Here is a 21056-nt window from a genome sequence, read left to right as displayed (position 1 = left end):
TGAGCGAGGGGGCGGGGCCACGGCCCCGCCCCCTCGCGAGCAGCCGGTCAGCGCTGACTCCACCCCGTTCCCCCCCCAGCAGTCAGGTTCACCCATGAGTTCCGACACGCACCACGCCCCCGCGCCCCCGCCCGACGCGCCCGTCCTCGAGGCCCGCGGGCTCACCAAGCACTTCCCCGTCAAGGGGCTGCGGTCCCACGCCGTCGTGCACGCGGTCGACGGCGTCGACGTCTCGCTGCGCAGCGGCCAGGTCGTCGCGCTCGTGGGGGAGTCCGGCTCCGGCAAGTCGACCATCGCGCGGCTCCTCGCCCGCCTGTACACGCAGACGTCGGGCGAGATCCTCCTGCACGGCGAGCCCGTGACCGCGCACCGCGGCCGGGCCTTCCGCCGGTACTGCCGCCGCGTGCAGATGATCTTCCAGGACCCGTTCGGCTCGCTGAACCCGGTCCACACGATCCGCTACACGCTCACGCGGTCGCTGCGGATCCACCAGCCGAAGCTGCGCGGGCAGGCGCTCGAGGACGCCCTCGAGGCGCTGCTCACCAGGGTGCAGCTCCAGCCCGAGCGGTACGTCGACAAGTACCCGCACGAGCTCTCGGGCGGGCAGCGCCAGCGCGTCGCGATCGCGCGCGCCCTGGCCGCGGACCCCGAGGTCCTGCTCGCCGACGAGCCCATCTCGATGCTCGACGTGTCGATCCGCATCGGCATCCTCAACCTCCTCAAGGACCTGCGCGACCGCCTCGGCATCGCGATCCTCTACATCACGCACGACATCGCCTCGGCCCGGTACTTCGCCGACGAGACCCGCGTCATGTACGCGGGGCGCATCGTCGAGCACGGCGAGAGCGAGCTCGTGACGCAGGAGCCCGCGCACCCCTACACCCAGCTCCTGGTGCGCTCGGCCCCCGACCCCGAGAACCTCGCGGCGCAGGACCGCACGGGCGCGAACGGTGAGCCGCCGTCGATGGTCCGTCCGCCCGAGGGCTGCCGCTTCAGCCCGCGCTGCCCGTTCGCGACGGACCTGTGCCGGAGCTCGGTCCCCGGCCTCGTGCCCGTGGGCGACGGCCGCCAGGTCGCCTGCTGGGGCTACGTGGGAGCGTCCGACGTCGAACCTGCCGAGCGGGACCTGCTGCCCGTGCTCGGCGCTGCACGAGTGGGGGTGTCGGCATGAAGTACTTCCTGCGACGCATCGTCTTCTACGTGATCACCGCGTGGGCGGCCATCACGATCAACTTCTTCATCCCGCGCATGATGGACGGCGACCCGGTGTCGTCCTTCATCAACAAGAACCAGGGCCGCATCAGCTCCGAGGCCCGCGAGTCCCTGTACGTCCTGTTCGGGCTCGACAGCGGCGCCTCCCTCTGGGAGCAGTACGTCGACTACTGGAAGATGCTCTTCTCGGGCGACCTGGGTCTGTCGATCATGCTCTTCCCGAGCACCGTGAGCGAGGTCATCGCGCAGGCCCTGCCGTGGACCATCGGCCTGGTCGGCATCGCGACGGTCATCAGCTTCCTGCTCGGCTCGTTCCTGGGCGTCGTCATCGGCTGGCGGCGCGGCTCGTGGGCCGACGGCCTCCTCCCGATCACGACCTTCTTCTCCTCGGTGCCGTACTTCTGGCTGGGCCTGGTCGCGATCATGCTCTTCTCGGTGACGTGGTCGGTCTTCCCGTCGTCGGGCGCCTACCAGCCGGGGCTCGTGCCCGGGTGGAGCTGGGAGTTCATCAGCTCCGTGATCGAGCACGGCACGCTGCCCGCGATCACGATCGTGCTGTCCTCGGTAGCGGGCTGGATCCTCGGCATGCGGAACATGACGGTCACGGTCACCTCGGAGGACTACGTGACGGTCGCGCAGGCCAAGGGCCTCTCGGAGCGTCGCGTGATGTTCGGCTACGCGGCCCGCAACGCGATCCTGCCGCAGGTCTCGGGCTTCGCGCTGTCGCTCGGATTCATCGTGTCCGGGACGCTCGTCATGGAGAAGGTCTTTTCCTACCAGGGCGTGGGCTTCACGCTCCTGCAGGCGATCGGCGCGCACGACTACCCCCTCATGCAGGGCATCTTCCTCATGATCACGCTGTCCGTCCTCGTGGCGAACATCCTCGCCGACCTCGCCTACGTGGTCCTCGACCCGCGCACCCGACAGGAGGGCTGAGAAGATGACCGGCATCCCCGTCCAGATGGACCACGCCCAGCTCGACACCGGCTCCGAGCCGCTCGCCCCCGAGGTGCCCCGGCGCCGCAAGGGGACGCGCAAGAAGCAGAAGCTCCTGTTCCTGCGCAACGGCAAGTCCTTCACGGGGCTCGCGATCCTGGGCTTCTTCGCGATCCTCGCGGTGATCGGCCCGTGGATCGCGCCCTACGACCCGAGCGCCATGTCGCCCGACGTCCTGCAGCCCCCGAGCGCCGCGCACTGGCTCGGCACCACGCACGTGGGCCAGGACGTGTTCTCCCAGATCCTCGTGGGCACGCGCGGCGTCATGATCGTCGGCTTCGTCGCGGGCATCGGGGCGACGCTCCTGTCGATCCTGGTGGGCGTGAGCGCGGGCTTCCTGGGCGGCGTGAGCGACGAGCTGCTCTCGTCGTTGTCCAACATCTTCCTCGTCATCCCCGCCCTGCCGCTCATCATCATCGTCGCGGGCCAGCTCCCCGACGCGGGCGGCCTGACGGTCGCGCTCATCCTGGCGGCGACGAGCTGGGCGTGGGGTGCGCGCATCCTGCGCGCCCAGACCCTGTCGCTGCGCCGCCGTGACTTCGTCGAGGCCGCGCGCGCCAACGGCGAGTCGACGTGGCGCATCGTGTGGTTCGAGACGCTGCCGAACCTGACGGCCATCATGGCGTCGAGCTTCGTAGGCACCGTGACGTTCGCGATCCTCATGCAGACGACGCTCGCGTTCATCGGCGTGACGTCCATCTCGGACTGGAACTGGGGCACGATCCTCTTCTGGGCCGAGCAGCAGCAGGCGCTCTCGCGCGGCGCGTGGTGGTGGTTCGTCCCGGCGGGCCTGTGCATCGCGATGCTCGGTATGGCGCTGACCCTCATCAACTTCGGGATCGACGAGTTCGTCAACCCGCGTCTGCGCTCGACGGGCGCGAGCCCGCGTGCTCTGCGCAGGCGCCGCATCTCGCCGCGCATCGGCTTCACGGCCGTGGTCCGCGAGGGCGCGCCGGTCGCGTCCCGGGCGAGCGCCACGAGCACCAGCAGGCCCGACGGCGCCACGCGCCCGGGTGCGCCGCCCACCCCGACCGGTGCGACGCCGTCGGGCAGGGGGACGGGCACGCCCACCCCGGGCGGGCCGGGCACCCCGGGGAGCACGCGCGACGACCGCGACACCGACGGCACGACCGCACGCAAGGAGAACGCCCGATGACCGTCACCGACCTTTCCCCCGCCGGGGCCTCCACCGGGACCGGCAGACCCGTGCTGGAGATCCGCGACCTGCACGTCGCGTACGGCTACGGCCCCGAGCCCGTGCGCGCGCTGCGCGGGGTGAACCTCACACTGCACGAGGGCGAGGTGCTCGGGATCGCGGGTGAGTCGGGCTGCGGCAAGTCGACGCTCGTCTACGCCGCGACCCGCCTCCTGCCCCCGCCCGGCCTCATCACGGGCGGCGAGGTCCTGTTCCACGGGGGAGTGGGGGCGACGGGCGACGAACCCGTCGACATCCTGCGCATGAGCGACAAGGAGCTGCGGCGCTCGCGCTGGCAGGACACGGCCATCGTGTTCCAGGGCGCCATGAACTCGCTCAACCCCGTCTACCGCGTCGGCAAGCAGCTCACCGACGCGATCGCGGCGCACCGCCCCGGCATGTCACGCTTCGACCGCAACCAGCGGGCCGCCGAGCTGCTGTCCATGGTCGGGATCGCGACGGACCGCATCTCGGCGTACCCGCACCAGCTCTCGGGCGGCATGCGCCAACGCGTCATGATCGCGATGGCGCTCGCGCTCGAGCCCAAGGTGCTCATCATGGACGAGCCCACCACGGCGCTCGACGTCGTCATGCAGCGTCAGATCGTCGAGCAGATCATCGAGCTGCGCGACCGCCTGGGCTTCTCGGTCGTGTTCATCACGCACGACGTGTCGCTGCTCATCGAGGTCGCCGACCGGATCGCGATCATGTACGCGGGCGAGATCGTCGAGCAGGCGTCCGCGAGCGACGTCTACCGGCGCCCGCGCCACCCGTACACGCACGGGCTGCTCAACTCGTTCCCGCCCCTGCACGGGCCCAAGCGCCCGCTCGTCGGCATCCCGGGCTCTCCGCCCGACCTCCAGGCCCTGCCGAGCGGGTGCCCGTTCCGGCCCCGCTGCGCGCACGTCCTGGACGCGTGCGCCGACGTCCACCCGACGCTGGGCCCCACGTCGCTGGGCCTGCCCGGTGTCGGCGAACCGGGCCGGTCGGTCGCGTGCCTGCTCCACGACGGGCACGGCGAGGTCCCCGCGGAGCTGCGCGTCTGAGGGTCGTACCCGGGCCGCCGGGGTCGACGATCCCAGGTGGCTCCTCGGCCGCGGGGACGCCCGGTCGTCCCCCGCGAGCAGAGCCGGTCGGCACCCCGCGTCGGGGGTCGGCCGGCTCGTGCTCGTCGCAGGGTGCTCCCGGCGGGGGTGTGAAAGACCACCCGCCGCCACGCCCTGACCTGCCCGTTCTCTTTGCCGGATCCCCACACGCGGTGACCTACGGTGGACGGGTGAGCTTCCCCCCTCCTTCGACGACGCAGCCGACCGCACGCCCGTCGGCCCCCCCCGCGGGCCGTCGGTGCACGCCCCGTGCACGCACCCGGCAGCGGTGCGACGAACGTGCCGGGACGCGTCGTGGCGGGTCTCACCGCGGTCGCCGCGGTCGTCCTCACGTGGCAGGTGTGGAACGTCTTCGTGGCGACCGAGCAGGGGCAGTTCCTGGACCAGGCGGCCTTCCGTGGCGCCGACTACGGGCAGGGGACGCTGTGGTCGTTCGCGTCCCCCGTGCTCGACGTCGTCTCCGTGTCCTTCGTCGTCCTCGGGCTGGGCACCGCGATGGGCATCGCGCTCCTGCGGCGTCGATGGGGCCTCGCGGTCCAGGTCGCGTTCCTCGTCGTGGGAGCCAACGTCACGACGCAGCTCACGAAGAAGGTCGTCCTCGACCGCCCGGACCTCATCGGCGGGTGGAACGGCAACAGCCTCCCCAGCGGTCACACGACCGTCGCCGGTTCGGTGTCGGTCGCGCTGCTGATGGCGGTGCCGCGCGGCTATCGCCCCGTCGTCGCGCTCCTGGGCGGCACGTACACGGCGGCCACGGGCATCTCGACGCTCGTAGGGGAGTGGCACCGACCGAGCGACGTGGTCGCGGCCGTGCTCGTCGTCCTCGCCTGGGGAGCGCTGGTCCTGGCGTTCACACCCACCTCGGCCCTGGACGAGCTCCCCGCCGGCAGGAGCGGCGCCTACCCGGGGTCGGTCGTCGTGTCGGTGCTCCTCGTCGCAGGTGGCCTCGTGGCCGCGCTCGTCGCGGCCTGGTGCCTTCGTGAGGTCTACCCCGCGAGCTGGGGCATGACGGACCTGGCGGAGACCACGGCCTACGTGGGTGGCGCGTCGGGGGTGGTCGCCGCCACGGCGATCTCGTTCGCGACGCTCCTCCTGCTCCGACAGGCCACGTCCCGTCCCCCGCGCAGGTGACGGTCGTCCACAGGTCCGGTCACGGTGTCGCGCCCGGCGTCCCGGACGACCACGAGCCCCGGTCACGAGGGCTGTCCACAACGGATAAGGTGCCGCCTGGCGCCAGTGGCGTAACGTCATAGGCTGCCGGTGGGAACGAGACGGTGGGGTCCAGCGCCACGCCCTGCCCGACGCCGTAGCCCACCCCCAGCACCTCGGCCCACCCGGAGATCGCTCCGGGCGAGAGCCACACCAGCAGCAACGGAAAGCAGGAACGGATGTCCTCAGGTCGCAAGCTCGTCATCGTGGAGTCCCCCACGAAGGCACGCAAGATCCAGGGCTACCTCGGTGACGACTTCGAGGTGGAGTCGAGCGTCGGGCACATCCGCGACCTGCCGCAGCCGTCCGAGCTGCCCGCCGACATGAAGAAGGGCCCGTTCGGCAAGTTCGCCGTCAACGTCGACGACGGCTTCGAGCCGTACTACGAGGTCTACGCGGACAAGAAGAAGAAGGTCGCGGAGCTCAAGCGCGCCCTGAAGAACGCCGACGAGCTCTACCTCGCGACCGACGAGGACCGCGAGGGCGAGGCCATCGCGTGGCACCTGCTCGAGGAGCTCAAGCCCAAGGTGCCCGTGCACCGCATGGTCTTCCACGAGATCACGCGCGAGGCCATCGAGCGGGCGCTCGAGAACACGCGCGACCTCGACGAGCACCTGGTCGACGCCCAGGAGACGCGCCGCATCCTCGACCGTCTCTACGGCTACGAGGTCTCGCCCGTGCTGTGGCGCAAGGTCCGTCAGGGCCTGTCGGCCGGGCGCGTCCAGTCGGTCGCGACCCGGCTCGTCGTCGAGCGCGAGCGTGAGCGCATGGCGTTCGTCGCGGCCGAGTACTGGGACGTCTCGGGGACCTTCTCGCTCGCCGACAAGCAGGCCGAGGACGCCGACAAGAGCTTCGACGCCCGACTGGTCCAGCTCGGCGGCGCGCGCGTGGCCTCGGGCCGCGACTTCGACGACCGCGGGCAGCTCAAGCCCGCGGCGGCGCGCGACGGCGTGGTCCAGCTCGGCGAGCAGGCCGCGACGCTCGTGGTCGGTGGGCTCGAGGGGGCCGACTTCGCGGTCCGCAGCCTCGAGACCAAGCCGTACACGCGCCGTCCGGCCGCGCCGTTCACGACGTCGACGCTCCAGCAGGAGGCGAGCCGCAAGCTCCGCTTCAACTCGCGGCAGACCATGCGCACCGCGCAGGCGCTGTACGAGAACGGCTACATCACCTACATGCGTACGGACTCCCCGTCCCTGTCGGCCGAGGCCACGGACGCCGCGCGCCGCCAGGCCGCCGAGCTGTACGGGCCCGAGTTCGTGCCCGGTTCGCCGCGCGTCTACGCGTCGAAGGCGAAGGGCGCGCAGGAGGCCCACGAGGCCATCCGTCCCGCCGGCGACTCCTTCCGTACCCCGGCCCAGGTGGCCCGCGAGATCAGCGGCGACCAGTTCAAGCTGTACGAGCTCATCTGGAAGCGCACGGTCGCCTCGCAGATGGCGGACGCCAAGGGGTCGACGGCGTCGGTGCGGCTGGCCGCGCCCGTGGCGGGTGCGGACGCCGAGGTCGCCGGCAAGGAGGCCGTGTTCGCGGCGTCGGGCACGGTCATCAGCTTCCGTGGCTTCCTCGCCGCGTACGAGGAGGGCACCGACGACGGCGCGGAGACGGCCGACGGCACCCCCGCGAAGTCCGGCCGGCGTCGCAACGACGAGGACGCCCGCCTGCCCCAGATGGGCGAGGGCGACCTGCTCGACGGGCGCGACCTCACGGCCGACGGGCACTCGACGTCCGCACCTCCGCGCTACACCGAGGCCAGCCTCATCAAGGCCCTCGAGGAGCGCGGCATCGGACGCCCGTCCACGTACGCGTCGACCATCTCGACGGTCCAGGACCGCGGGTACGTGCTGCCGCGCGGTCAGGCCCTCGTGCCGAGCTGGCTCGCCTTCGCCGTGATCCGGCTCCTGGAGGAGCACTTCGAGTGGCTCATCGACTACGACTTCACCGCGGAGATGGAGGCGGACCTCGACGCGATCGCGGCCGGCGACAAGGACCGCGTCGCGTGGCTGACCCGGTTCTACTTCGGGGACGGGACGGGGCGTGAGGAGGGCGAGGGGCTGCGTCAGCTCGTCGACGACCTCGGCGACATCGACGCGCGCGACATCAACTCGGTCCAGATCGGCGAGGGCATCCAGCTCCGCGTCGGTCGGTACGGTCCGTACGTCGAGGATCTCTCGGTCGAGGTCAAGGAGGGCGAGAACCCGCCGCGTGCCTCGGTGCCCGACGACCTGGCCCCCGACGAGCTCACGGTCGACAAGGCGCGCGAGCTCCTCGCCGCAGGCGCGGACGACGGCCGTGTCCTCGGCACCGACCCCGCGTCGGGCAACCCGATCGTGGCCCGTGCGGGTCGCTACGGTCCGTACGTGACCGAGCAGCTCCCCGAGCCGAAGTTCGACGAGGGCCTGTCGGCCGCGGCGCTCAAGAAGGCCAAGGCCGCGCTGCCCAAGCCGCGGACAGCGTCGCTGCTCAAGGACATGAGCCTGGACACCGTGACGCTCGACGACGCCCTGCGCCTGCTGTCGCTGCCTCGCCTCGTGGGCACGGACCCGGAGACGGGGGCCGAGATCACCGCGCAGAACGGCCGGTACGGTCCGTACCTCAAGAAGGGCACGGACTCGCGCACCCTCCCGTCCGAGGAGGCCATGTTCACGGTCACTCTCGAGGAGGCGCTCGAGCTGTACAAGCAGCCCAAGCGCGGCCGCGGAGCGACGGCCACGCCGCCGTTGCGCGAGCTCGGTGACGACCCGACGTCGGGCAAGCCCATCGTGGTCAAGGACGGCCGCTTCGGCGCGTACGTGACGGACGGCGAGACCAACCGGACGCTGCCGCGCGACCTGACGCCCGAGTCGATCACCCCGGAGAAGGCCATCGAGCTCCTCGCGGAGAAGCGCGCGGCCGGACCGGCCAAGAAGAAGGCCCCGGCCCGCAAGGCGCCGGCCAAGAAGCCTGCGGCGAAGAAGGCTCCGGCCAAGAAGGCGACGGCCGAGAAGAAGTAGCGGTCACGGCTCGGCGGCGGACACCGACGGCTGCCGAGGCGGCTCCGCGCACGACGAAGGCCCCGGACCTGCCCCCGTGAGGGAGCGGCCCGGGGCCTTCGTCGTGCGGAACCTCAGTGGTGGGTGTACCGGACCGGCTCCGGGAGCCCCGCGTCCGCGCGGATCGCACGCGAGAGCCCTTCGATCGAGCGCAGCGCGTCGACGAGCTCGGGCACGCGGACCTCGAACGGCATGGCGTGGATCGTCTCGCCCGGCGCCGTCGCGGCCTCGGCGACACGGCGCAGGTCACCCACGTCGGCGGTCGTCAGACCGATCTCGGTGAGCGTGTTGGGCAGCCCGACGCGCGTCGTGAACTCGACGAAGTCGCGGATCTCCTGCGACGGCGCCCCCTCCAGCACGAGCTGGGTCAGCGAGCCGATGTTGACCTTCTGGCCGTGCGTGAGGCCGTGGGTCTGCGGTGCGGCCGTGAGCCCGTTGTGGATCGCGTGGGCCGCCGCGAGACCGCCCGACTCGAACCCGAGCCCCGAGAGCAGGGTGTTGGCCTCGACCACGGCGTCGACCGCGGGGGTCACGAGGTGCTCCTTGACCGCCTCGATCGCGGCGAGCGAGTTCTCCCACAGGATCTTCCAGGAGAGCTCGGCGAGCGCGGTGCCCGTGATGAGCGGCAGGCCGCCCGCCATGGTCGTCGCGTTGGCCTTGGCCACGGCTCGGGCCTCGATCCAGGTGGCGAGCGCGTCGCCGATGCCCGCGACGAGGAACTTCACCGGGGCGTTGGCCACGAGCTGGGTGTCGACCAGGACCAGGTCGGGGTTGTGCGGGAAGAAGCGGTACTCCTCGAACGCGCCCTCGTCGGTGTAGATCACGGACAGCGCGGAGCACGGCGCGTCGGTCGACGCGACGGTCGGCACCGAGACCCAGCGGATGCCCTCGAGGTGGCCGGCTGCCTTGACCGCGTCGATCGTGCTGCCGCCGCCGATGCCCACGATCACGTCGGAGCCCGTCTCACGGATGCGCCGCGCGAGGTGGTCGACGGCCGCGGCGGTCGCGTACGTGCCGAAGCCCTCGCGCTCGCGGCGCAGGTTCGCGGCCTGGAACGACTCGGCGACGGTGTCCTGGACGATCTCCCAGACGACGTCGTCGGCGACCAGCAGCGGCTTGGTGCCGATCGGGGCGACGAACTCACCGAGCCGGGACAGCGCGCCACGCGACTGCACGTAGCGCAGCGGGCTGATGAGGGTGCGGATCGGGACCTCGGACATGGGTGACCTCCTCGGAGAACGGGCGGGACGTCGTCGGGCCGTGGAGGGTCGCTCCGTGGGACCGGCGACCTCTCGACGCTATGTCGGAGTCGGGCGCGGCGCCCGGTGGGGCCGTGTGACGTCCGCCGTCGTCCCGCGGTCCGAGACGAGGAGCGTCAGTCGACCGTGACGGCCTCCAGCACGGGCAGGCGCGACGCCCGGATCCCGGGCCACACGCTCGCGACGAGCCCGATCACGACCGCGAGCCCCAGGACCGCGAGCACCTGCCCCCAGGGGATCGCGAGGCTCGTCAGGCCCTGCTCGGCGAGCACCCCCGGCAGGGCCGCGGCGATCGCGATGCCCGTGAGCACGCCCAGCACGGTCCCGTAGACCGCGGTCAGGACCGACTCGATCGTGATGATGCCCGCGAGCTGGAGGCGCCCGAGCCCCACGGCCCGCAGCAGCCCGATCTCCCGGGTGCGCTCGATGATCGACAGCGCGAGCGTGTTGACGATGCCCAGCAGTGCGATGACGATCGACAGCCCGAGCAGCGCGTAGAGGATCACGAGCACCTGGTCCACCTGGGCAGCGGCCGCGTTGGCGAGCTCCTCGCGGTCGAGCACCGAGACGACGAGGAACGGCTTGACCGCCTCGGTGAGCGCGTCGCGCAGCTCGGTGGTCGAGATCCCCGGGGCGGCCGTGACGTACACCGCGTACGTCGGGATCTCGGCGGCCCCCACGTCCGCGTACGTCGCGTCGGCGAGGACCAGGTCGGACGAGATCACCTGGGTGTCGATGATCGCCCCGACCGTCACGTCCTGGGTCCGGGTGCCGTCGTCGCTCGTGAGGGTCAGCGAGTCGCCGACCGTCCAGCCGTTGTCCCGGGCCGCGGTCCGGCGGACCACGGCCTCGCCGTCGACGAGGGCGCGGTCGGGGTCGCCCTCGACCACGGGAGCGTCGAGGGCCTCGGTGAAGAACCCGGGCGGCACGACCGTGGCCCCGCTGGGCTCACCGTCGACGTCGAGCGTCCCGAGCCGCAGGGGAAGTGCCTGCCCGACGGCGGGGAGCCCGGTCACGGCCTCCGTGACCCCTGGCGGGAGCGCACCCGTGGCTGCGGCCGCCTGGACCACGTAGTCGGCCCGCATCTGCTCGTCGACGATCGAGCGGACCGAAGCCTGCGTCGAGGCCGCGATGACCCCGGTCGCGCTCACGAGCGCCATCCCGATCAGCAGCGCCCCCGCGGTGTTCGAGGTGCGGCGCGGGCTGCGCGTGACGTTGCCGCGCGCGAGCCGGCCCAGCGGACGGATCGCGGCCACGGCCGGGACGGCCAGCACCGTGATCACCGCCCCGGCGATCGCGGGGGACAGGACCAGGACGCCCACGAGCGCCGCGCTCGCACCGACCGCGAGCAGGACCCGCGGGTTGAGGTCGTCGACCAGGGCCCACCCGGTCGGGTCGGCCGAGGCCGAGCTGCCGAGCCGCGAGGCCAGGACCAGGAGCCCCGCGCCGAGCACCGCCAGCACGAGCCCGACCACCGCGCGGGTGCCGGTCCCGCGGTCCGGTGCGACGTCGTCGTGCATGGCCTGGACCGGGGGAGTGAGGGCCGCGCGGCGGCCCGGGACCGCGGCCGCGACCACGCTCACCAGGACGCCCAGCGAGATCGCGACCACGACCGAGGTCGCGCTCAGCGGCACGCGCCCCGAGAGCTCCATGCCCGTCGAGCCGAACACCGCGCGCAGCCCGCTGACCAGCACCCGCCCCAGCACGACCCCCGTCGCGGCGCCGAGCACCCCGACCGCGACCGCCTGCGCCAGGATCGACGCGAACACCTGCGCGGGCGAGGCGCCGAGCGCGCGGAGCAGCGCGAACTCGCGCTGTCGCTCTCGCACCGACATCGCGAACGTGTTGGCGATGATGAACGCGCCCACGAACAGCGCGATGGCCGCGAAGACCAGCAGGAACGTCTCGATGAAGCCCAGGATCTGCTCGACCCCCTCGCGGGCCTCCTCGCGCACGGCCTCGCCCGTGAGGGACTCGGTGCCCGCCGGGAGGACCTCGGCCACGCGGTCGGAGAGCTCCTGCTCGGACACGTCGCCCGCGGCGTAGACCGAGATCGTGGGGACCGTGCCGTCGGGAGCGTAGGTCGCGAGCGCGGTCGCGGGATCGAGGCCCACCAGGATCGTGCCCGCAGCGGCCGCCTCGATCGCGAAGATCCCCGTGACCGCGACGGGCTGGGGCGCGCCCGCGAGAACCACCGTCGTCGTGTCCCCCGTGGTCAGGTCGGCCGTCGACGCGGCGCTCTCCTCCAGGGCGATCTCCGCCGGACCCACGGGCCACGCGCCGCTCGCGAGCGTCACGGTCGGCTCGTCGGGACCCACGGCGATCCCGATGCTCGGCGGCCCCGACGTCGTGACGGCCGTGCCGTCCGCCGCGACCAGGACGATCGGGCCGGACGCGTCGGGCACGGCGCGCGCGACGCCGTCGACCCCTGCGACCGTGTCCGCGAGCGAGACCGGGACCGGGGAGTGCGGCGTCCCGAAGGTGCTGCCCGCGGTCGTGGAGTCGTCGATCTCCTCGGCCCCCCGCACGTACACGTCCGCGACCAGCGTCGTGGCGATGATCTCGTCGAACGTCGAGGACAGCATGGCCCGGAAGGTGAAGGTGCCCACGACGAACGCGACGCCCAGCATCACCGCGAGCGTCGACAGCAGGAAACGGACCAGGTGGGCCTTGACCCCGCGCAGCGCGACCCGCAGCATCAGTCCTCCTCCGCCTGCCCGAGCGCGTCCAGGATGTCGCGCCGCGTCGGGGCCGCGAGGTCGGCGGTGATCCGTCCGTCGGTGAGGAACAGGACCCGGTGCGCGTACGACGCCGCACGCGGGTCGTGCGTGACCATGACGACCGTCTGGCCCAGCTCGTCGACCGAGCGCCGCAGGAAGCCCAGGACCTCGGCGGACGAGCGCGAGTCCAGGTTGCCCGTGGGCTCGTCGGCGAACACCACGGACGGCCGCGACACCAGGGCGCGCGCGCACGCGACCCGCTGCTGCTGACCGCCCGAGAGCTCGGACGGCCGGTGGTGCAGGCGGTCGCCCAGGCCCACGGCGCCCACGACCTCGTCGAACCACGCCCGGTCCACGGGGGCGCGGGCGATGTCGAGGGGGAGCGTGATGTTCTCCGCCGCGGTGAGCGTCGGGACCAGGTTGTACGACTGGAACACGAACCCGATCCGGGTCCGCCGCAGCGCGGTGAGGCGCCGCTGCGAGAGGCGGCTCACCTCGGTCCCGCCGATCACGACGCTGCCCGAGGTCGGTGCGTCCAGGCCGGCCATGCAGTGCATGAGCGTCGACTTGCCCGAACCCGACGGCCCCATGATCGCCGTGAGCTCGGCCGTGCGGAAGTCGACGTCGACGCCGTCGAGCGCGCGCACGACCGTCTCGCCCTGGCCGTACGTCTTGACGAGGTCGCGCGCCCAGGCCGCCGTCCCGGGTGGCGCGGTCGCGGGGAGAGCGGTCGACGGCACTCCCGTGCCCGGGACGGTGGCGGGACGGGAGGACCCGGGCGGGCCGGACGGGGACGGGGCGGGCTCCATCGGAGCTCCCTTCGGTCGGAAGGTCTCCATCGTGGCCCCGGGGACGGGTGACGTGCGACACATCGGTGACGTCTCGCGTCAAGACCGCGGACAGGGGAGGTCTTCACCGGTACCACGGACCACCCGCCCGTGCGACCCGACGGCTCGACCCCCCTGCCCGCCGGGCACGACCCGAGGAGCCCATCATGACGAACCACACTCAGGCCGGATCCCCCCGGCACGCGGCGGTGCTGGCACTGCCTCTCACGGCGAGGCCCCCCACGCTCGCGTGGCGCCTGCTGTCGACGGCGCTCGCAGCGCTGCTCGTGCTCGTGGGCGTCGTCGCGATGCCCCGCACGGCGTCCGCCGCCGAGCTCGACGCCATCAAGACGGTCACGATCACCCAGCCCCTCGACGAGGTCCACCTGTGGCAGTCGCTGCGGATCGAGGCCACGTGGGCCGTGCCCGACGGGTCGCACGCGGGGGACACGTTCACCCTGGCGTTCCCGCAGTCGCCTCGCGTGACGGGCTTCGCGCAGACGTTCGACCTCAAGACGCCCGCCGGAGCGGTCGTCGGGACGTGCGACGTGACCCAGGAGGGATTCGCGTGCACGCTCAGTCCGTACGTCGAGACCGCGACCAACGTCCACGGCACGCTGTTCTTCTACGCGCAGGTCAGCAGCGTGGGCGAGGGCGGCACGTTCACGTTCACCACGGGCAACGAGATGGTGATCGAGGTCCCCGTGCCGGGCGGCGGCGTGGTCCCGGGCAGCGGCTGGTCCGCCCCGGAGCAGCCCGCCAAGGGCGGCTGGGTCAGCACGGACGGCAGGACCGCCGTCTGGGAGGTCTACGTGCCGAGCGAGTTCCTGGCCGCCTCGGCCGGTGGCCCCGTGGTCGTGACCGACACGTACGACCCGCGACTGACCATGCGCGACGACTCGCTCGTCGTCGCGTACGTCCCCCTGGCCGACTGGAACGACGGTGACTACGGCGCGAGCGCGGTACGCCTCAGCCCGGGGACCGGCTACGTCTACACGCCCAACGCGGCAGGATCGTCGTTCGACCTGGCATTCGTCGACCCCGTCACGGACGGCTCGCGCATGTACATCTTCACGTACCGGATGACGCTGCCGACGGGAGTCCAGGACGGGGACACGTTCGCGAACAAGGTCCAGGGCAGCACGGGCTGGGACGACCAGCAGGTGCTCGAGTACGCGGCCGCCGGCGGCGACGGCAACGGTGACGGCAACGGCGAGCTCCGCCTGACCAAGCACGTCACGGGCGAGGGTGTGGCGTCGGTCCCGACGGGCACCGCGTTCACCGTCGACTACACGACGGACCGGAACGGAGCGACGACGTCGGGCAGCCTCACGGTGACCGACGGCGCGACCGTCACGATCCCCGGCCTCGCGGCCGGGACCGTGGTGACGCTGAGCGAGGTCTCGCCCGCCGCGATCGACGGCGTGACCTGGGGCGAGCCCGTGTTCTCGGGTGAGGGGGTGACCTCGGTCGAGGGCGGAGCACAGGTCACCGTCGGCGTGGAGGGCGTGGTCGAGGTCGCGCTCGACAACCCCGTGACCCCGGTCGTGCCGCCCGTCGAGCCGCCGGCCCCGCCGCCCACGACGCCTCCGGCGCCCGAGCCTCCCGCGTCCACGCCGCCGGCCGCAGTGGTCCCTCCGGTCAAGGCGCCGCCGGTCAAGCATGCGGCGAAGAAGGCCTCGCACGGGTCGCTCGCCACGACCGGTGCGACGGTAGGCCTGGCTGCCGGTGCGGCCGCGCTGCTGGTCGGCACGGGCGTGACGCTCGTGGCGCTGCGTCGCCGGGGGGCGAGCTCCTGATCGCGGCGCGCGGGCTGCGGCCCCGGGGTGGCCGGTCCACCCCGGGGCCGCAGTAGCGTGGACGCATGGTCTCTCACGCAGTGGTGAACGTGCTCGGCGCCGTGCCCGATCCGGGTGACGCGCCGCCCGTGCGCTGGGGCGTCCTCGGGGCGGGGAAGATCGCCGGGACGTTCGCGGACGAGGTCCGGACGTTCACGCAGGGGCACGTCGCGGCCGTGGGATCGCGCGACGAGCACCGGGCACGTGACTTCGCGCAGCGGCACGCACCGTCGGCGACCGTGCACGGGTCGTACGCGTCGCTCGTCGCGGACCCCGACGTCGACGTCGTGTACGTCGCGACGCCGCACTCGCACCACCGCGACCACGGGCTGCTGGCGATCGCGGCGGGCAAGCCGGTCCTCATGGAGAAGGCGTTCACGCGCAACGAGGGCGAGGCGCGCGAGGTCCTGGCCGCGGCGCAGGCCGCGGGCGTGTTCGTCATGGAGGCCATGCTGACGCGGCACCTGCCGCACGTCGCGGCGATCCGCGCGCTGATCGCCCAGGGGGAGATCGGCGAGGTCCGGTCGGTCACGGCGACGTACGGCTCGCGCGCGGCGTACGACCCGTCGCACCGGCTCTTCGCGCCCGAGCTCGCGGGCGGCGCGCTGCTGGACATCGGGATCTACCCGCTCGCGTTCGCGACGGACCTCCTGGGCAGGCCCGACGACGTCACGGCCGTCGGCCTGCAGGCTCCCACCGGGGTGGACGCGCAGTCGACCGTCGTGCTGCGGTACGGGGACCGTGCGACGGCGACACTGACCTCGTCGGTCCTGGCGCAGTCCGCGGCGTCGCTCGTGGTCGCGGGCACGGGGGGCCGGATCGAGGTCGTGGACCGGTTCATGGTGCCCACGACGTTCAGCGTGGTGTGGGCCGACGGGGCGCGGCGCGAGTACGACGGGTATGCAACGGGGGCCAAGCAGTACGAGGCGGCCGAGGTCGCTCGGTGCCTCGCGGAGGGCCTGACCGAGAGCCCGCGGATGACGTGGCAGGACACGCTCGACCTGATGCGGGTCATGGACACGGCCCGCGCGCAGCTGGGGGTCGTCTACCCGGGCGAGTGACCTCCACGGGTACCTCCCCGTGGACCTCCCCGTGCCGAGAACGGGGTTGACGCCGTTCCGGCGGTCGTCACGGCCTCGATCGCCGGGTTCGACCGCGCGCAACCTCGTGCTCGTCCCTGACGGCCTGGTCGCCGCGCGACCACACCTCGGGCAATGACCCGTGGGTGCGCTCTCACGGGGTTAGCGTGAACCCATGAGCAACGACGCACGCACCGCGGCACCGACCGAGCCGGCCTCCCTGCCCGACCTCGTCGCGACCGCCGCCGACCTGCCCGACGTGATCTCCGGCGTCGTGCCCGATCCCCGGACCGCACCGACCGTCCGCTGGGGCATCCTCGGCGCCGGGAACATCGCCGGGTCCTTCGCCGAGGCCGTACGCGACCACACCCGCGCGCGCGTCGTGGCCGTGGGATCACGCGACCGCGTCCGGGCCGAGCGCTTCGCGACCGAGCACGGCATCCACACGACCCACGCCGACTACACCGAGCTCGTCGAGGACCCCCAGGTCGACGTCGTCTACGTCGCCACACCCCACTCCCACCACCGCGAGCACGCCCTGCTGGCCATCGCCGCGGGCAAGCACGTCCTGGTCGAGAAGGCGTTCACGCGCAACGAGGCCGAGGCGCGCGAGATCCTCGACGCCGCACGCGCCGCGGGCGTGTTCGTCATGGAGGCCATGTGGACGCGCTTCCTGCCGCACGTCGCGGCGCTGCGCGCGGTCATCGCACGCGGTGAGATCGGTGAGATCGTCACCGTGAGCGCCGACCACGGCCAGTTCTTCCCGTTCGACCCCGAGCACCGGCTCTACGCCCCCGATCTCGCGGGGGGAGCGCTGCTCGACCTGGGCGTGTACCCCGTGTCGTTCGCGCACGACGTGCTGGGGGCGCCGTCGTCGGTCACGGCGGTCGGCGCGCTCACGGAGACGGGCGTCGACGGCCAGCTCGGCATCACCCTCGGCTACGGCCGGGCCATGGCCACGCTGTCGACGACCCTGTGGTCGCAGACGCCCAACGTCGCCTCGATCTCGGGGACCGCGGGGCGCATCGAGATCGAGGGCACGTTCTACGCCCCGACGTCGTTCCGCGTGATCCGGCACGACGGCGCGCAGTGGCGCTACGACGGCTTCCGGGGCGAGGGCAAGCAGTACCAGGCGGCCGAGGTCGCCCGGTGCCTCGACGCCGGGCTGACGCAGAGCCCGCGCATGACCTGGCAGGACACGCTCGACGTCATGCGGACCATGGACGAGGTCCGCCGCCAGACCGGGGTGGTCTACCCGGGCGAGTAGTCCCGGTCCGGCGACGGGCGGGGCGTCACCTGTCCTTGAAGTAGCGGAACAGGTGACGCTCCCGCACGAGCGAGACCGCGACCGTCGCCCCGAGCAGGGCTCCGAGCGCGCCGAGCGCCACTCCCTGGGCCGCGAGCCTGAACACGGCCGCCTGATCGTGGGCGCCGGACAGCGTCACCAGGACCAGCAGTGCCGAACCCCCGACGATCGCCCCCGCGCCCGCCCAGACCGCGGTCTCGAGCGACGCCGTCGCGAGCTGTGCCGACCGGCTCTGTCCCGCATGGCGCGCCCCGGCGTGCTCGAGGCGACGACGGCGCAGCCCCCAGTACCCCAGGACGAAGCCCACGCCCGCGCAGCCCCAGGGCGCGAATCGGGTGGGTCGCTCCTCGAAGGACTGGTGCGCGTCGAAGCTCTTGCCGAGCGACGTGTTGACCTGCCCGACGGTCACGGCCTCCGTGCTCTGCGGCTCGACGTCGACGACCGTGCGCAGGAGGTCGTCGACCGCACCGGTCGTGGGCCACCCGGCAGCCCAGCACTCGTCGTAGCGCTGGTCGACCGTGGTCGGCACGAGGACCGCCAGGGCGAGCCGGCTGTCCCGCCCGTCCTGGGGCCAGGGAAACGTCCCCGCCACGACGAGCGGACCGTCGCTCGTTCCGAGCGTTCCCCCCACGGACAGGCCAAGGGTCTGCGCGAGGGTCTCCGACACCCAGACCCCCTCCGGGTGCGTGGCGTCGACGCCGAGCACCCGGCCGAGCGAGGTGGTCACGGAGAACGCCTGCAGCGGGTTCGCCGGTGTCGCCGACGGGATCAGGGGCTCGGTCGGCACGAGCGCCCCCGCCGCCTGGACGGACGAGGAGTCCGTGAGCGCGGCGCACGCGTCGGGGTCGACGGCGGCCGGGGCGGACACCGTGCGGACGTGGGCGGCGGACGCCTGGTAGGCGGTGGCGTCCTGCTCCAGGCCGATGACCGTCACCGCGTCGACGCCGCTCAGGAGACCGCAGGCGATCGCGAGCCCCAGAGCGAGCCCCACCGCGTGGGACGTCCCGGTGGCGACGTTCCGGCCCGACTCGGACAGGATGGTCGCGAGCCTCATGTGCTGCTCTCCTCGAGCTGGGACGGGGGTCGGGCAGGGGACCGGCGGGGTGCCGACGAGCCTGCCTGGTCGTCCGTCGGGCGCCCGGGCGGGTGATGGCGTGCGAGGTCCAGCATGTCGATGACACGGGTGCACGCGGCCCGGGTGTCCGGGTCGTGCGTGGCGATGACGACGATCGAGCCCGCCTCCGCGATGTGGCCCAGCGTCTCGTTGACGGTCGCCGCCGTGTGGATGTCGAGCTGTGCCGTCGGCTCGTCGACCAGCAGGAGGTCCGGGGCCGTGCACACCGCGCGAGCCAGCATCAGGCGCTGGGCCTCCCCACCGGAGAGTGCGGCGAACGGCCGGTCGGCCGTGGCCTCGAGGTTGAACAGGCGCATGACCCGCAGGGCCTCCTCCTGTGCCTGCGCCCGCGACGCGCCCTGGGTCAGCAACGGGAAGGCGACATGGTCCAGGGCCGAACGACGTGGCACCCCGTACGGGTTCTGGAAGACCCAGCCCGTCCGGGCGATGCCGGCCGTGGTCAAGGTCCCGGTCGTCGGGGTCTCCCACCCGGCGAGGATGGAGAGCAGGGTCGACTTCCCGCAGCCCGACGGCCCGCACACCCCGACCACCTCCCCAGGCCCGATGGTGAAGCTGAGGTCCTCGAACAGCATCTGGGTCCCGGCGAACCGGTGCCCCAGTCCTTCGGCCCGGACCTCCGAGGCGCCGGTCGGGACGAGCGCCGGGCCGTTCTGCTTCGCGTCGAGGCGCGCTCGGCGGGTCATCGGCACGCGCTCGCGGTGATCGCGCTGCCGAGGTCGACCTCGGTGGGCGGTTCGCCCTCGAGCGTGACGAGGCTCGCGCCCAGCCCGGAGCCGACGATGGTCACGGGGACGGCGGTGCCGTCGACCTGGATGCAGGCCTGAGCCCCCTCGACGGCGAAGACCGCGGCGGGCGGGACCCTGATCGTGGTCAAGGGGGTCGTCAGGGCGATGGACGCGGTCGCCTCGTCCGGGGTGTCGGACTGGCGGATCGACCGGTACTCGGCCGAGGCCATGACCGCGGCGAGGAACGCGGGGTCGGTGCTCGCGTTGTTGGCGTCGAGGGTCGTGGTCTGGCCGAGCAGCTCGAGCACCCGCTCGCCCGGCACGAGGCCCGCGGGCGGGCTCGCCACGGAGACGGCCGTGAGTGCGGCCGGCACGGTACCCAGCTCGCCGGTCTCGTCGATCGCGCTGCCGAGGGTCGCGGTCCAGGTCTCGGGCGTCACGGTCGCCGCGGGCAGCCACACGATCTGTGCCAGGGCGACCGAGCCGCTGGGCTTGGACATGCCCTCGCGCTTCTGCAACGCCTTGACGGCGGCTGTCGTCCGGGGCCCGAACCTGCCGTTGGCGTCGACGGTGTACCCCAGGCGGGCGAGCTCGGACTGGAGCGCCGTGACGTCGATGCCGCGGTCTCCCGCGGTGAGGTCCCGGTAGATCGGGACGCTCGTGTGGAGCGCGATGACGGGCTCGCTGTTCACGTCGAACGGGGCCGTGCCGGAGGTGAGCTCGCCCGCGGCTCCGAGCGTCACCTCGGTCACGACGCCGGTCGCGGCCGTGCGGAGGATCGTGGACTCGGAGACGTGCAGGGTCACGGGCACGGTGCGCTTGTCGTCGAACTGCTGGGTCGACGTGGCGACCGTCTGCTCGGCGGACGCCGCGGCGAGCTCGGCGGGGGCGCGGGGCGGGGCCAGGACGAGGCCGGCGGCGACGCCGAGGGCGGCGACGGTCACACCTCCCAGGGCGACGGCGGAGCCGGTGCGGAAGGTACGCATCTACTTCTCGTCGTCGTTCGGTGCGACGTACTCGGGCACCTGCTCCTGGCAGGTGGTCTGCGCGGCGGACTCGGGCGAGGTGGTGTCCCCGCCGGTCTTGATGGAGCCGCCCTTCTCGGCGGCACCGTAGGCGATGCGACCGCTGCCGTCGATGATGGCGTCGACACCGTTGTCGATCAGGCAGTCCAGGTACTTCTGGGTCGCCTCGTCGGGGGTTCCCGCAGCGGGTTCGTCGCTGCCACCCTTCTGCTGGCCGCCCGTGGTCGTCCCGGCGTCGGCGCCTGGAGCGGTCCCGGCGTCGGAGGTGGTGATCGCGTCGGGTGCGTCGGGTGCGGGCGCGGCCGTGCAGGCGGACAGGAGGAGGGCGCAGCCGAGGGCGAGGGGGAGGATCACGCGCTGTGCGTTCATGATTCAGCGTCCTTTCGAGGGGAGGGGTG

Annotated in this window: 16 protein-coding genes; 9 read left to right on the top strand and 7 right to left on the bottom strand. The window is 72.8% G+C overall.

The window, feature by feature from the left end; translation table 11 throughout:
* Window positions 1–94 precede the first annotated feature (94 nt).
* The 6 genes from JOD49_RS07945 (at window position 95) to topA (ending at window position 8705) form a co-directional block, all read left to right on the top strand.
* Entirely contained in the window at window positions 95–1171 is a 1077-nt protein-coding gene (locus JOD49_RS07945) for an ABC transporter ATP-binding protein (RefSeq protein WP_205306692.1), read from the top strand.
* The gene (locus JOD49_RS07940) at window positions 1168–2148 is read left to right on the top strand and encodes an ABC transporter permease (RefSeq protein ID WP_205306691.1); all 981 of its coding nucleotides are present in this window, start codon (window positions 1168–1170) and stop codon (window positions 2146–2148) included. The genes JOD49_RS07945 and JOD49_RS07940 overlap by 4 nt, the downstream gene beginning before the upstream one ends.
* A 4-nt stretch (window positions 2149–2152) precedes the next feature.
* Window positions 2153–3364: an ABC transporter permease gene (locus JOD49_RS07935; RefSeq protein WP_239525167.1), complete on the top strand. Its 1212-nt coding sequence runs from the start codon at window positions 2153–2155 to the stop codon at window positions 3362–3364.
* Window positions 3361–4449, top strand: coding sequence for an ABC transporter ATP-binding protein (locus tag JOD49_RS07930; protein WP_205306690.1), 1089 nt, complete (start codon window positions 3361–3363; stop codon window positions 4447–4449). Before JOD49_RS07935 ends, JOD49_RS07930 begins: the two co-directional genes overlap by 4 nt.
* A 309-nt stretch (window positions 4450–4758) precedes the next feature.
* Window positions 4759–5640: a phosphatase PAP2 family protein gene (locus JOD49_RS20035; RefSeq protein WP_307822442.1), complete on the top strand. Its 882-nt coding sequence runs from the start codon at window positions 4759–4761 to the stop codon at window positions 5638–5640.
* A 257-nt stretch (window positions 5641–5897) separates the two neighbouring features.
* A complete protein-coding gene (topA, locus tag JOD49_RS07920; protein WP_205306689.1) occupies window positions 5898–8705 on the top strand; it encodes a type I DNA topoisomerase in 2808 nt (935 codons plus the stop codon).
* A gap of 113 nt (window positions 8706–8818) precedes the next feature.
* Here the strand turns inward: topA and JOD49_RS07915 are convergent, their stop codons facing one another.
* From JOD49_RS07915 to JOD49_RS07905, 3 genes are all read right to left on the bottom strand, one after another.
* Complete coding sequence (locus JOD49_RS07915) at window positions 8819–9964, bottom strand: glycerol dehydrogenase (RefSeq protein ID WP_205306688.1); 1146 nt, start codon at window positions 9962–9964, stop codon at window positions 8819–8821.
* Window positions 9965–10119: 155 nt separating this feature from the next.
* Complete coding sequence (locus JOD49_RS07910) at window positions 10120–12702, bottom strand: ABC transporter permease (RefSeq protein WP_205306687.1); 2583 nt, start codon at window positions 12700–12702, stop codon at window positions 10120–10122.
* On the bottom strand, window positions 12702–13532 hold the full coding sequence (locus tag JOD49_RS07905) for an ABC transporter ATP-binding protein (RefSeq protein WP_205306686.1): 831 nt from the start codon (window positions 13530–13532) through the stop codon (window positions 12702–12704). The genes JOD49_RS07910 and JOD49_RS07905 overlap by 1 nt, the downstream gene beginning before the upstream one ends.
* Before the next feature lie 185 nt (window positions 13533–13717).
* Here JOD49_RS07905 and JOD49_RS07900 point away from each other — a divergent pair, with 185 nt between their 5' ends.
* The 3 genes from JOD49_RS07900 to JOD49_RS07890 all read left to right on the top strand — a co-directional run bounded on the left by JOD49_RS07900 (window position 13718) and on the right by JOD49_RS07890 (window position 17734).
* A complete protein-coding gene (locus JOD49_RS07900) occupies window positions 13718–15349 on the top strand; it encodes an Ig-like domain-containing protein (RefSeq protein WP_205306685.1) in 1632 nt (543 codons plus the stop codon).
* 65 nt (window positions 15350–15414) lie between these two features.
* Window positions 15415–16449 carry a Gfo/Idh/MocA family protein gene (locus tag JOD49_RS07895; RefSeq protein ID WP_205306684.1) on the top strand — a complete coding sequence of 345 codons (1035 nt, stop codon included), beginning with the start codon at window positions 15415–15417 and terminating at the stop codon, window positions 16447–16449.
* A 193-nt stretch (window positions 16450–16642) separates the two neighbouring features.
* Window positions 16643–17734 (top strand): Gfo/Idh/MocA family protein, encoded by a 1092-nt coding sequence (locus JOD49_RS07890; protein WP_205306683.1) that lies wholly within the window; start codon window positions 16643–16645, stop codon window positions 17732–17734.
* A 25-nt stretch (window positions 17735–17759) separates the two neighbouring features.
* Here JOD49_RS07890 and JOD49_RS07885 read toward each other — a convergent pair whose 3' ends face one another.
* The 4 genes from JOD49_RS07885 to JOD49_RS07870 are packed head-to-tail and all read right to left on the bottom strand — an operon-like array spanning window position 17760 to window position 21027.
* On the bottom strand, window positions 17760–18827 hold the full coding sequence (locus JOD49_RS07885) for an ABC transporter permease family protein (RefSeq protein WP_205306682.1): 1068 nt from the start codon (window positions 18825–18827) through the stop codon (window positions 17760–17762).
* Window positions 18824–19591 carry an ABC transporter ATP-binding protein gene (locus tag JOD49_RS07880; RefSeq protein ID WP_239525166.1) on the bottom strand — a complete coding sequence of 256 codons (768 nt, stop codon included), beginning with the start codon at window positions 19589–19591 and terminating at the stop codon, window positions 18824–18826. The genes JOD49_RS07885 and JOD49_RS07880 overlap by 4 nt, the downstream gene beginning before the upstream one ends.
* Window positions 19588–20619, bottom strand: coding sequence for a peptidoglycan-binding domain-containing protein (locus tag JOD49_RS07875; protein ID WP_205306681.1), 1032 nt, complete (start codon window positions 20617–20619; stop codon window positions 19588–19590). The genes JOD49_RS07880 and JOD49_RS07875 overlap by 4 nt, the downstream gene beginning before the upstream one ends.
* The gene (locus JOD49_RS07870; RefSeq protein ID WP_205306680.1) at window positions 20620–21027 is read right to left on the bottom strand and encodes a hypothetical protein; all 408 of its coding nucleotides are present in this window, start codon (window positions 21025–21027) and stop codon (window positions 20620–20622) included.
* Window positions 21028–21056 lie beyond the last annotated feature (29 nt).

Source organism: Oerskovia jenensis (assembly GCF_016907235.1).
Classification (GTDB): Bacteria; Actinomycetota; Actinomycetes; order Actinomycetales; family Cellulomonadaceae; genus Oerskovia; species Oerskovia jenensis.
This window is presented reverse-complemented; position numbering and strand designations above follow the sequence as displayed.